The sequence below is a fragment of the Kangiella japonica genome (assembly GCF_039523535.1).
Classification (GTDB): domain Bacteria; phylum Pseudomonadota; class Gammaproteobacteria; order Enterobacterales; family Kangiellaceae; genus Kangiella; species Kangiella japonica.
In genome coordinates this window covers 307550-320632 of sequence record NZ_BAAAFM010000003.1, presented here as the reverse complement: position 1 = coordinate 320632, position 13083 = coordinate 307550, and the positions used below count along the sequence as shown (strand labels likewise).

Here is a 13083-nt window from a genome sequence, read left to right as displayed (position 1 = left end):
ATTATTACCACATGTCGATAAGGATAGGGGGCTCATGCTGTGAATTTTACATTTGCAAATAAAGATTACGAATTGCTTAAGAAAGTGCTTAGTTAAGCAGAGGGTTGCATCATATTGTAAATTTAGCGGTATCAATGATACACAAAGGTAGATTTAAGTGACGTTTAGTGAGTGACTTAGTAGGCAGTGAAAAAGTTGATAGTTTTAATGGGATAGATGACGAAAGGGCGAGGTTTCTTTCATGACATTAGAAAAGAAGCAAACGCCCATTGCTGGGCGCTTGCTAACGCTATTAATTTAAAATAGCTAAAGGAGAGATAGTATTGGTCATTGGATTGACGCTAAAACGTATCGTTTCCTTCTGTAGGCCTGTACTGCCCGATGAGCCACCCGTCTGGGTTGCATCAGCTGGGTCAGTGACTAGCTGATCGATCACGATGGTATAGGTGGTTGGCCCATTGGCGTAACCATTAACGCGCAACGTATACTCTTTGCCCGGTTGAGTTGCACCACTAACCTGTTCATTTGAACCTAGGTTACCTGATGAAGACATCTCATTACCCTCTGAATCCAATAATAAGAAATCCAGATCCGGATAAGCGACAGCATCAACATCAGCTGACAGGGTAGCAACAACGCCTAGCGCGCTTGGAAGGGCCGTGAACTTAACATCTACATAGTCCACTCCATCGACTAGAGTTTGGTCTGTTGAACTCGCAAGAATTACTCCAGAGCGCTCTTCGAGGGCATGATAGATGACTTCTTTGTTAGCTGTGCCCGAAGTATCTTTCGGATCCTGCTCGCCAGATGCTGGGCTCGAGGCGTGGTTACGATAGCCAGTAACTACAGCATCAAAAGAGAACATTTGTGCGTTAGGGTTATCAAACTTTATATAACGTGCAGCAGATGTTTCTCTCGAATTCAAAGCACCTGAGTAATCAAAGCGTGCTGGATCATTTTGAGTTCCTGAACCCCCATTATCAGCATTTACAACGGTGACTGAACTATTACTAACGTTCACAATGTCAAAGCTAATTGGGCCATATATGGTCTCGTTAGCGTTGTTAATCAGTACTTGGTTAAATGCGAAAATTCCGCCGTCGTAAGAGACATTGCTAATTCGAGTATCAACCATGTCGCTAAAGTTGTAGGCTTTGAGACCAGTTGTAGCTGTTCCTGATAACTTAGAGAAGCCAACCTGACCACTATCATTAGGCATGATTGCACGAACCACGTACTGATAATCCAGAGCATCAATCTCTAAACTAGCACCACGACCATAACCTTGACCTGTATCAGAGTACTGAGTATCGCCCATGACAAATTCTACGTGGGTATACCCTGAAAACTCTGTATCACCATCATAGTATTCGCGATCTGGTACGCCGCTAAATAAACGTGCTGGACTTTGGCCTTTACGTTTCAATACTTGATAAGCAATTGCGCCACTCACTTCATCCCAGCTGACTAAAATTTCATCTTCGCTAGTAATTTGTGCGACAACATTTTGCGGTGTTGCTGGAGCGTCCTGCTGTGCTGTAAATTCACTAACGGCAGTTGAAATTGTTTGACGTCCACCTACAGGTGCTTCCGCGTTAGAGCCTATTTCACGTGCAGCAAATACGCGCTCGATCAGTGCATGGTGTCGTCCTGGAGCATCTAACGATAATGGATCCGTTGGATAAAGCACTGAGTCTGCAATCAGAACTGCATCACGTGCCTTGACGAATGTATCAGGAGCCGTAAGACCAAGAACGTACATCGAACCTAGGAATACACGCTCCCAAGCTTCTTTACCTTGGCTAATATCTTGAGTCGCTTCACCAGTAACTGGATCTGGACGCTTAAAGTCCTGTGATGGATACATCGTGGTCATTAACTCACGCAAATCCCACATGGCACCAGCGTAAATCTCACCATCACGGTGCTCTTCAAACTCATTACCGCGAGTACCTAGCTGTGAGTATCGAATCTGACTTTGGCCACTACGAATGTATTGGTACGAATCAGGATTACCGCCGTTTTCACTCACTGCTCTGAGTAAGTCACACGAGTTGATTGGATAAGTACCTAAATCTGGAGTTTCACCAATTGTGTAAGCCCATAAATCTGCTTGACCTTCGTTCAGCGCACCACCTTCTGGGTTGCCTTCGAAGCCTGCGATAGGTGTAATTGTGGCGTGCGTGCCTTCGTGGATAGGGACACTGAAATCAAGCGCTAAGTTATTAAGCAAATTACCATGGCCATAAGCTGTTGGGTTAACCACAACTTCTTCACCATTAATTTCCTGCGATAAAGGAACTGCGAAAGCATTATCCATACCCAGTAAGTATCGAGGTAGTTCGCTTGGTGGCATGCTGCTAACTACTTCAACCGGATCTTCCTCTAATGCGACGAAAATATTCGGCATGTGCACTAAGCCAACAAGAGGCACAGATTCGTTAGGGTATTCGTTCGGGAATGAACCTTCGCCAACACCACGGCTATGAACTGCATCACCTTCTTTATGCATGTAATCCAAGTATTCCATCAAATTAGTAATGTGGATAAACTGGCTTACACCGTCTAAATGACTCGATGGAGTTGGTGTGATGTGCTCTTTTTCGTTAGGGCGTGACTCAACACCAGGAACGTTATCACGGAAATGATAAGTACCTGTAGCTGCTTGTGCAAAAGCGGCTTTTGTCGGTAGTAAGTTTTCGATTAACGCATGTTTACCGGTTAATAGACCTTCAACACCCGTTACTCGGTTTGTGTCATTGAATTTACGTAAGCCAATACGATCCATTCCAACAGGTTCTTCGATTTCGTTTCCGTTGGCATCTTCAATCTTACATTCGTTCTTTAAACCTGCCGTAATTGGCGGGAATGTTGGGAAGTAATCAGCAGTTTGTGGTAATGGAGACTCATCAGTCACAGGAACGATAGTTCTAACTTGGTCCTTACGGCTTAATACTTCGCTTGTTTGTGCATCAATCACGTACTTAAATACACCAAAAGGGTTGGTGGAATAATAGTAAAACTGCCAAGCTAGCTTATGCTCACCACCGCTCTTAACAATAATTTGCTCTGGGTGTGGAGTGGCGAATACACCTAGGCTTTTAGATAGCGCATCAAATCCAGGCTGTAATACTTCAAGCATCTCTGCTGGAATATGCTTTTGGTTTTTAGCTAAATCCAATTCAGCAGCTGCGACTGCGGATGTACCATCTAGCACCGAAGTCATGTCGACATCGATGTATGGGGCGTAATCGGCCATAACTGCTTTGACTCTATTATTACTGTCGATAACCAGACCAATACCACCGTGTAAAACCTTTACACCATTGATTGCTTGATCGAGTCTCACTAAGTTTCCACCAAGTGCCGGCTTAGAGCGGTATGGATTGAATCTCAATTGTGAAATATCAAGACCCTTAAAAAGGTTGGGGTTAGCGCTAACAAAATTAAATGCGGCTTCCTCCGCTGTCGCACCGTTGGTAGGTATACCAATGCCATACATGGCTTCGATAATCCCTGTAGATTGATTTTGGCGTACCGTAGCATTTGGGTATGTTTGCTTGATATTAGCAATCGCTTCGAGTTGCAATGCATCGCTGATATTGTTCAAGCTTGCATTCGCATCGAGCTTATCGATAGCTGTTAGCTGTTTAGCCGTCATACTAGCAACATGCTCTGGGTTTTTGTTGATAGTGGCTGCGTTACTAGCAGCAACCGCGGGTATTGCAAGCGCAATAGCTGCTGTTAGCAGGTTTAGTTTCTTCATGTATTACCCCCATTGGAATGGTTTTTTATAGGCTCCTAGAAATGATATTGTTAGACGGAGCCACGTTCGCTCAACACCCTCCCACAGAAAACAATAAACTGGCTATAAGGTAAATCCTTCATAAAATTTAGGGGGTAACCCCCTATTTTCTGGAAACAGATGTCTTGGAAAATAAATTAGGTTAGGTATTACTGCCCATAGAATCTTGGTTATCGGGAGTATTTGTAGCCGTTTGTTGTGATATGATTATTTTTTTGAAAAATGAGGGTGTCATGAAAAGCGGCCAAGAATGGATTGCTGAATATAGCGAAAGCCATCGAAATCCAACGAACAAACTGTTGCACTGGATATGTGTGCCAGCCATTATGTGGACGGTATTAGCGTTCTTATGGTCAATTCCAGTACCAGAACCCATGCAAATTCATCCTTGGGTGAACTGGGCGACAGTATTTGTCCTTATAGCACAGGTGTTTTACATAACTTTTGGCTTTGCCATCTTCTTAACTATGTTAATCGTAAGCGCTCTTATGCTGCTCTTCACGGCATGGCTCGAGCAGGTCGCACCTTTTGCTTTATGGCAGATCGCATTGGTGGTGTTTATTATTGCCTGGATTGGACAATTTATCGGTCATCATTTCGAGGGCAAGAAACCTTCATTTTTCAAAGACTTATTGTTTTTATTCGTTGGACCTGCGTGGGAAGCTAATTATTTCTTGCGTAAGATCCGTATAATTTCTTAAGATTCACTTTTTCAACCAGCTTGCAACTTGGGGATTGACTCATGGCAGTATCCGAAACTACTGAGACAGTAGCATTGATTCAGTCTGACGCCGTAGCCTTTGGCTTAATCATGGCGGTGTTAGGACTTATTTTTTATACATCGAGCCGTCAACACGGTTTCTGGCATAAATTTTATAAGCATATACCAGCATTGCTGTTGTGCTACTTTGTACCAGGACTGTTAAATTCCATTGGTATTCTGCCTTGGGTACCTGATAATTATAGCTTCTTCACGAAAGGTGCAGGAGAAAGTATTTATCACATTTCTTCGCGCTACTTGCTGCCTGCCAGTTTATTCTTATTGACCTTAAGTATTGATCTCAAAAAGATTTTTGGTTTGGGTTGGCGCGCGCTTGCGATGTTCTTTACCGCGACAGTTGGTATTATTATCGGTGGCCCTTTAGCTATTTGGCTATTCCATGTCATCAGCCCTGAGTGGGTTGCAGGCGATGTTTGGAAAGGTATGTCTACAGTAGCCGGTAGCTGGATTGGCGGTGGTGCTAACCAGGCCGCGATGAAAGAACTGTATGATGTTCAGGAAAGCCTTTTTGGCACCATGATTGCGGTCGATGTTCTGGTCGCTGAAATTTGGATGATTGGCCTTTTAATCATGGCTAAAAAATCCGACGGCATGGACAAAATGCTAGGTGCCGATAACTCTAAGATTGAAGATTTAAAAATTACGGTAGAAAAGTACACTCGCGAGAATGAACGTGTTTCATACCTGAATGACTACATGATTATTCTGGGTATTGCTTTTGCCGTAGTTGGCATTGGCCACTTGATTGGCGGCTGGTTAGCGCCTTTCTTTGATCAGTATGCTTGGGCAAAAGAGTACAGCTTAAACAGTAGCTTCTTATGGTTAATTCTTACGGCGACCTTCGCTGGAGTAGGCTTATCCTTTACGCGGACTCGTGAATACGAACACGCTGGCGCCTCGAAGATAGGCTCGGTCTTTATCTATGTGCTAGTGGCGAGTATTGGTATGAAGATGAACCTCGGTGAAATCTACCATAACTGGCAGCTGTTCTTTGTTGGCGCGGTTTGGATGTTGATTCATATCATCCTGCTATTTATTGTAGCGAAAGCCATCAAAGCACCGGCCTTCTTTATTGCCGTCGGCAGTAAAGCCAACGTCGGTGGTGCCGCTTCAGCACCAGTGGTAGCGGCAGCTTTCCACCCGTCGTTAGCTCCAGTAGGCGTATTATTAGCGATTCTAGGTTACGCCGTTGGTACCTTCGGCGCTTACTTAACAGCAGAAATGATGCGTATGGTCGTTGGCGGTTAACGTTTTGTATGGAAATAAAAAAGCGGCTATTTAGCCGCTTTTTTTTATGGGGAATTTACTTATTGCTTAGGTAAAAAGTTTTCAGCAATCATACAACGGGCACTGCCGCCACCAACACTTTCTATGGTGTGGATATCACATGGAACCAGCTTGCCGTGCGCTTCGAGCTTTTGTTTTTGCTCCTTAGTGAAAGCGTTATATGCGGACTCAGACAATACGATCAGAGGATCATTCTTTTTATTGCGCAATTGAATGAGGTTTGCGCAGAAGTGCTTTTCGGCTTGCTCTAGGCTGATATCAATAATGTCTTTTTGAGATTGCTTTAGTTGCTCTTCGACGTGGGCACGTTGCTTCGGTGCCTTTATTGAGTCGAGGCAGATTACCGCAAACTGCTCACCCACACTCATCATAACGTTAGTATGGTAAAACGGCGCGTCGTTGCTACTGGCGCTATTGAAAGAAACCGTTTCATAGTCACGTAGCGCGTTATATTCGGCAAGTAGTTCTGCGTCACAACGCTCGGAAATAGCCGCATAAGTTTTATTATGACGATGATCAAAGATCATTGCGCCGGTTCCTTCTAAGTAGGCGCCGTTGCTTTCTCGGTGGTCGTTAATCTTTTGTACTTGGTACCCATTATGGGTCAGTAGCTTTTCTAAAGCCTGTGGGCGCACTTCAACTTGCCGGTTAGGGGTTTTCATAGGGAACAAATCGATTGTGCCGTCTGGGCGCGTACAGAACCAGTTATTAGGAAAAACGGCATCAGGCATTTCAGGCTCGCCGTGATGCTTGTTTAAGAGCAATACTTCGATATGGTTATCACGCAGTTGATTAACCATCACATTGAATTCTTCAAGAGCGTTTTCTTTGATCAAATAGTGTGGCGAATCTGGGGTTTGCTGGAACTCGTTGTCTTGCGCGGTTTCATGGTTAAAGCAAAAGTCCGTTGGCGGTACCATGATTATTGAGTGAGTTGTCTGGGACATAAGGGTTAGAGGTTTTAAAACGTGAACGTAAGATAAAAAAAAGGCTTGCAATATGCAAGCCTATTATTAGCAATATGCGGGTCATAAGGACCAAATGGGGGTAGGTATATAAAACATGCCCGCTCGCTAAACAAAGGAGTCAGTCTATGAAACTGTTTACCAACTTACCAGAAGAGGACTTCTGGCTAGAATAAGCGTCGCTTATTCCTTCAAACCACTAGGCTAATCTCTTTACTCATTAAAAAAATTAACAAAGTATTTGCCTTTTGATAAGAGGATTTGACAGAATAGAGGCATCTGGCCAATATTTGTCTAGCCCAAGCTATAACTTAATGTTAGTTTGGACTCGCCCCTCAAGGCAGGTCAAATAATATACAGTAGTACGACCAGATACAAACGATATTTTTTCATGGTTCAGATTAAAAAAATTAATGTTAAGGAGAGGTAATGCCTAGACGGTTGCCCCCACTGAATAGTTTAAGAGCTTTCGAAGCTGCCGCACGACACTTAAGCTTTACTAAAGCAGCGGAAGAGTTATTCGTGACACAGGCTGCAATTAGCCACCAAATCAAGGCCTTAGAGGAATATCTAGGTGTTGAGTTATTCATCCGTAGAAATCGGAAGCTATTATTAACTGACGAAGGTCAGTTATATTGGCCTAAGATTCGTGATGTTTTTGAAAAACTAGTCAACGCTACGGAGCAGGTTAAAGCTCAAGGCGCGACTGGCTCATTGACGGTAAGCGTTATCCCGACCTTTGCAACTTTGTGGCTAGTGCCACGATTAGCAGAGTTTAGTCAGCTGTACCCTGAAATTGATGTGCGTATTAAAGCATCCGATACAGAAGTTGATTTTGTACGTGAAGATGTGGATATCGCGATTTATTACGGTCAGGGCGAATATGCTGGGTTACATTGTGATCAGCTGTTCCAGGAGCACTTAACGCCGGTTTGTTCGCCAGCGATGGCGGAGTCGGGAACCTTGAATACACCGCAGGATCTGGCGAATCATACTTTATTGCATGACGCCTGTACCGATGAGTGGAAGACTTGGATTAAACACGCTGATGTGAAAGGTGTAAATCCAGAGCAAGGCCCTGTATTTAGCCATTCTGGCATGGTGCTTCAAGCTGCGCGTCATGGACAAGGTGTGGCTATGGGACACAGTGTCTTATCACAAATGGACTTAGACACAGCTCGATTAGTGGCACCTTTCGATATCGTTGTCGATAGTGGTCATTCTTACGACTTAGTGTGCCCTGAAAATTCACACGATCGTCCAAAGATTGTGGCTTTCAGAGAGTGGTTGCTCTCTAAAGTCAACGAAGACGTTGATGACGAGGTCTTGTACTAATCTCAGCAAGTGCTACTTATCAAGTGATATATGCCATCCCTAGAGCGTTAAGGGGTGGCATCGTTTCTAGCGGTGTTTTCTCAATAAAATCTAATTTAAAAACCTCCTTCTTTATAGTTCTAATTATTCAAACTATATTTCAGTCAGCTATGGTCGGCAGTGATTATTTTCGTTATAACGGGAACAGGTCATTTGGCTGATGGAGTTATAGATAACTTTATGGTTGATATAAAAGATAAAACAGTTTGGATCACAGGTGCATCGTCCGGCATAGGCGAAGCTTTAGCTTACGAGCTTGCGAGGCGAGGCGCTAAATTGGTGCTGTCTGCCCGTCGCACAGAGGAATTAGAGCGGGTAAAAAGTGCTTGTGTGAATAGCCACGAACATAAGATTATAGCGTTAGATCTTGCTGAAAGTTCGGGCTTTGATGCGTTAGTAGAAACAGTTTGGCAAGACAGTTCTGGAGTTGATGTATTAATTAATAACGCAGGTTTAAGTCAGCGAGCTCTGGTTATGGATACGTCGATCGAAGTCCATCGACGCATCATGGAAGTTAACTATTTTGGCACTGTGGCTCTAACTCAAGCCATATTGCCGCACTTTCTCATGCAGAAAAGTGGAGGCGTTATTACCGTCAGCTCGCTTGTTGGCAAGTTTACAACACCATTACGCTCAGCTTATTCAGCCTCGAAGCACGCCATCACTGCTTATATGGATAGTTTGCGTGCGGAATTGCATGACTCAGGCTTACAGTTCACCACTATTTATCCGGGCTTTATTCGTACTAACTTAACGTATAAAGCTCTGCTTGGTGATGGTGCCGAGCAAAACTCGATGGATCGAGCGCAAGAAGAGGGCATGCCACCTGAAGAGTGTGCTAAAAAGATTATAAATGCTTACCAAAAAGGGAAGGCGGAAGCTTACATTGGTGGCAAGGAAACTAGAGCTGTACTTTTAAAGCGCTTTTTTCCAAGTATTTTCGCGAAAGTGGTGCGAAAAGCTAAAGTAACCTAATCGATATTAGATTATGAATTGTGGTAAGTGGAAGGGCGAGTTACTAAATATGGACTCGTCCTTTTTGTTTAACTTTACCTTTGATTAAGATCTCATCGGCTTCTTCGATCAATTCTTCTGCGGACTTCGTGTCTCCAGTGGTTGTGCTAACACCACCAATAGTCACACTAATCTGAAGGCTTTTTTTATCATTGGTGGTTATTGGTGTTTCGGTAATACTGGTATGAACTCGCTTTAAAAACTGAAGCGCATCATGATGGTCGGAGACTTGAGCCGCTAAAATAAATTCGTCGCCACCATATCTACCAAGTAGGTCAAATTCACGAAGTTCTCGATGTGCGCGCTTTGCTACCGTGCGTAAAATCGTATCGCCAACAATGTGATTGTACTTATCGTTGATCTGCTTAAAGTTATCCAAATCGAGTAACGCCAACACCAAGGTGCCATTATTGCGATGGATTCGCTGTAGCTCTTCGTTAAGTCGCTCGGTGAATGCCGAACGTCTTAGGCTATTTGTCAGAAAGTCATAGGTAGCGTCTTGATAATAGTGCCAGTGTTTGTGGATCAGGATGAGGGTTAAAACGATAAAGATGCCGATTAAAAATAGCGGTGATAGCAGACCTTGAAACTTACCCATGACTGGCGGGATCACTTGTAAATCAACCAAAAAGTCGATAATTACGGCGAAAATAAAAAGCCCTAAGGTCCATGCCATGAGCTTTGCGTAAGCTAGGTTCTCTTTGATAGCACGATAAAATAGGTATGAATAAAAAGGTGCTAATACAAAGGCGCTTAGTGTTTGTAGGAGGTAAACCACAGAGTAAATGTGGTCTATCGGAAGAACAAAAGGAATTATACTGAATACAGTGAGTAGACTAATCAATGACCAATAAAACCAGCGGTGAACGCGGTACTTAAAGAAACAGGTCATGAACAAAAAGAATAGCAAAGTTAAGATACCAAACAGGGCGATATTAAATCGAAAAATAGTATTAAGCTCGACCCCTGTAGTTTGGATAAACTGCGAGTAGGTCAGTATGTAGAGCGCTTCGGCGATACAGAAAAGGCCAAAATAGAGGTGATCTTTACTATCGGTCTGTGCCGCGAAATAAAATAGTTGAACCGTTGCGATAATGACCATGATGCCAATAAACAGCATCAGCAGACTTTCCGCTTCAAGCTCTTGAGCTTTAATTTTTTCAGTTGTGTCTATTGTTGGAGCTTGACCGCTAAAGCCACCTTGGCGCACGTGATTGAAAACTCTGACAACGATCTTATTGTCTTGCTCCGCTCCGTAACGCAGTAAATTATTAGGCAAAGAATAACTTCGTGAATATAGGGTCGCTTTCTGGAAGTTTGGTGGGAATTGACCCGATTGACCAATTTGCTGTCCGTTAAGGAACACTTTGTCTGCATCCCTGAGGTGTGAAATATATAGCGACAGGGCGATATTAACGAGACCTTCGTCGAGTTGGAATCTGGTGTGGTAAATGGCTTCGCCGTCGTAACCGTCAAACGTTTTTTCGATGGCGGCTAAGGTTGGCTGCTGTTGGCAGTTGATTTTTCTTTGGCCTATATTAACGCAAAGCGTCCAGTTATTGTTTAGCGTTAAAGGCAGCTGGGATTTGGCGGGAGCTTCTGCATAGAGGCTATCAGTATAAAAAATACTGATAAATAGCAACCCTATAGTTGCACTAATAGTTACTAAAATCGACTTTATAACGATCCCTCCCTACAAGCATCCTATGCCAATTCCTTAGGTATTGTAAAGCTGAAGAGTAGCTAAGCTTTTGCTATAGGACTGTGGTGCTTAAGTGTCAGAGGAGTTGAAAGAGTTTAGGGGGAAAGGTGAAAGTCTCCATGCCGAGAGATTCGGCATGGAGGGCTTGAGGCTACTGTTTTAAGCTTTCGTCACGAATGCTTTTAAACTCAGTGCCTTCGTACCAGTTCGGGAACTGATCGCTGTTGCTGAGTAAATAACCAGCTTCAAAGAAGATTTGGACATCGTCTAAAGCTGCCTGCCATACCCAGTCTTCTTGGTATTCATCACACAGCTCATGGTAGCATTTGCCACGCATTTCAGCCCACTTTTTGGCTGCTTCTTTATCAGCATCGTCTTGTAGCTCGGTACCGCCACCGCCATAAACAGCTGGCACACCAAACTTCGCTAAGCTGAAGTGATCAGAGCGGTAATAGCCGCCACGCTCAGGTGCGCTCTCTGGACTTAAAGCACGGTTTTGGCGCTTGGCTGCTTGCTCAACGAAGGTTTCAACTTCAGATTTCGGGTAACCAACGACGGTGAAGTCTTTCATGCGGCCACTGGTGTTCATGCTGTCGATGTTGAATGCGCCAACGATTTTATTCAAAGGAACTGTTGGGTTAGCTGCGAAATACTTTGAGCCGAGCAAACCTTGCTCTTCGGCTGTAACCGCCACAAACGTTACGCTACGATCAGGAGCTTCTTCCAGCTGGCTGAAAGCTTCGGCAATACTGATAATACCTGCTGTACCTGTCGCGTTATCGATCGCGCCATTATAAATATGGTCGCCATCAACACCTTTACGTGAGCCTAGGTGATCCCAGTGTGCCATATAGATAACGTGCTCGTCAGGACGCTTTTTGCCAGGAATTGTCGCAATAACGTTAGCGGATTGCGACTCTTCGATAGTGTTGTTGATTGTTACGGATGCTGTGCTTTTTAGAGGCACTGGCTTGAAGTCTTTGCTTAACGCTTTTTTCTGCATTTCAGCCAAGTCTAAGCCTGATTGCTTAAAGAGGTTGTGCGCCTGATCTAAGGTAATCCACATTTCAGCTTTTACCTTAGGCTCATTACCCGTGCTTGGTAAGTGGTATTGTGGGCCCGACCAACTGCTAGACACAACATTCCAACCATAAGAAGCAGGAGCTGTATCGTGGATAATGATGGCACCAGCAGCGCCTTGGCGTGCGGCTTCTTCGTATTTATAAGTCCAGCGACCATAATAGGTCATGGCTTTGCCTTGGAAAATGCCTGCGTCAGGCTGAGCAAAACCAGGGTCGTTAATTAGGATTACGGCAGTTTTGCCTTCCATATCAACGCCTTCGTAATCGTTCCAGTCATACTCAGGAGCAACCACGCCATAGCCCACGTATACCAACTCTGAGTTATCTAAGCTAATAGATTCAACCGTTTGCGAAGTTCCAGCAACAAAATCTTTGCTGTATTCCAAAGTCGAATCACCTAATTGCAACTCCATGTTTGAGTCTGCTTCGATGCTGATAAGTGGCACCTGTTGGAAATAGCTGTCGCCATTACCAGGCTTCGCGCCTACCGCTGCAAACTGCTTTTTCAAGTATTCAGAAGTTTTACGACCACCTTCTGTCGCAGGGCTACGACCTTCGAATTCGTCGCTTGATAAGGTTTTGACGCGCTCTTTATACACGTCAAGATCGATATTGTTATAAGCAGCAAGGAAAGAGTCAGGCGTATCATTGGTATCTTTCTTTGTGCTGACTTCTGCTACTTGTTCTTTTTTATCAACAGCTTGCGAGCTGTCTGGGTTCTTATTTGTCTTATCGTCGCCACAAGCTGATAGCAAAAGCGCAGCGATAGACAAACTTAAGGTTGTTTTTTTCATAGTACTACCTTTGTTTAATGAGTCGGCTCATATTACCCATGGTGTCGACGAATCTCAATGCTTTGATGGTTAAAGCTTGTTTTAAATCAGCGAACTCTAATCTAGCGCCTAGCTAGTTGCTTTAGGCGTATTTCGGGCTCTAAGTCGCAGTTACGGGTAGCTATAATTAAGAGAAGCTCTGTCTTGGCTATTGCCTTGCCAAATCCATTTGCCCAGTATAAAGTGCATGTCAGTTTTCGTTGGAAGGCTATTAATTGCGTGCATGTCAGGGTTACAGCC

The 13083-nt window shown here is 44.0% G+C and carries 8 protein-coding genes; 4 read left to right on the top strand and 4 right to left on the bottom strand.

Features of this window, described 5'->3' with window-relative positions; genetic code table 11:
• Positions 1 to 292: 292 nt before the first annotated feature.
• Positions 293 to 3766 (bottom strand): M36 family metallopeptidase, encoded by a 3474-nt coding sequence (locus tag ABD128_RS04880; RefSeq protein ID WP_343987356.1) that lies wholly within the window; start codon positions 3764 to 3766, stop codon positions 293 to 295.
• Between the two features lie 272 nt (positions 3767 to 4038).
• Between ABD128_RS04880 and ABD128_RS04875 the strand changes: the two genes are divergently transcribed.
• Entirely contained in the window at positions 4039 to 4506 is a 468-nt protein-coding gene (locus ABD128_RS04875; RefSeq protein ID WP_343987353.1) for an Mpo1 family 2-hydroxy fatty acid dioxygenase, read from the top strand.
• A gap of 41 nt (positions 4507 to 4547) precedes the next feature.
• Positions 4548 to 5834 (top strand): DUF819 family protein, encoded by a 1287-nt coding sequence (locus ABD128_RS04870; RefSeq protein ID WP_343987350.1) that lies wholly within the window; start codon positions 4548 to 4550, stop codon positions 5832 to 5834.
• A gap of 59 nt (positions 5835 to 5893) precedes the next feature.
• Here ABD128_RS04870 and ctlX read toward each other — a convergent pair whose 3' ends face one another.
• Positions 5894 to 6820: a citrulline utilization hydrolase CtlX gene (gene ctlX / locus ABD128_RS04865; protein ID WP_343987347.1), complete on the bottom strand. Its 927-nt coding sequence runs from the start codon at positions 6818 to 6820 to the stop codon at positions 5894 to 5896.
• A gap of 447 nt (positions 6821 to 7267) precedes the next feature.
• Between ctlX and ABD128_RS04860 the strand changes: the two genes are divergently transcribed.
• Positions 7268 to 8173 (top strand): transcriptional regulator GcvA, encoded by a 906-nt coding sequence (locus ABD128_RS04860; RefSeq protein WP_343987344.1) that lies wholly within the window; start codon positions 7268 to 7270, stop codon positions 8171 to 8173.
• Between the two features lie 219 nt (positions 8174 to 8392).
• Positions 8393 to 9187 (top strand): SDR family oxidoreductase, encoded by a 795-nt coding sequence (locus tag ABD128_RS04855; RefSeq protein WP_343987341.1) that lies wholly within the window; start codon positions 8393 to 8395, stop codon positions 9185 to 9187.
• Positions 9188 to 9230: 43 nt separating this feature from the next.
• On the opposite strand, the gene ABD128_RS04850 is transcribed toward ABD128_RS04855, so the two are convergent.
• A complete protein-coding gene (locus ABD128_RS04850) occupies positions 9231 to 10868 on the bottom strand; it encodes a GGDEF domain-containing protein (protein ID WP_343987338.1) in 1638 nt (545 codons plus the stop codon).
• Positions 10869 to 11079: 211 nt separating this feature from the next.
• Positions 11080 to 12804: a M28 family metallopeptidase gene (locus ABD128_RS04845; RefSeq protein WP_343987335.1), complete on the bottom strand. Its 1725-nt coding sequence runs from the start codon at positions 12802 to 12804 to the stop codon at positions 11080 to 11082.
• Between the last annotated feature and the right edge of the window lie 279 nt (positions 12805 to 13083).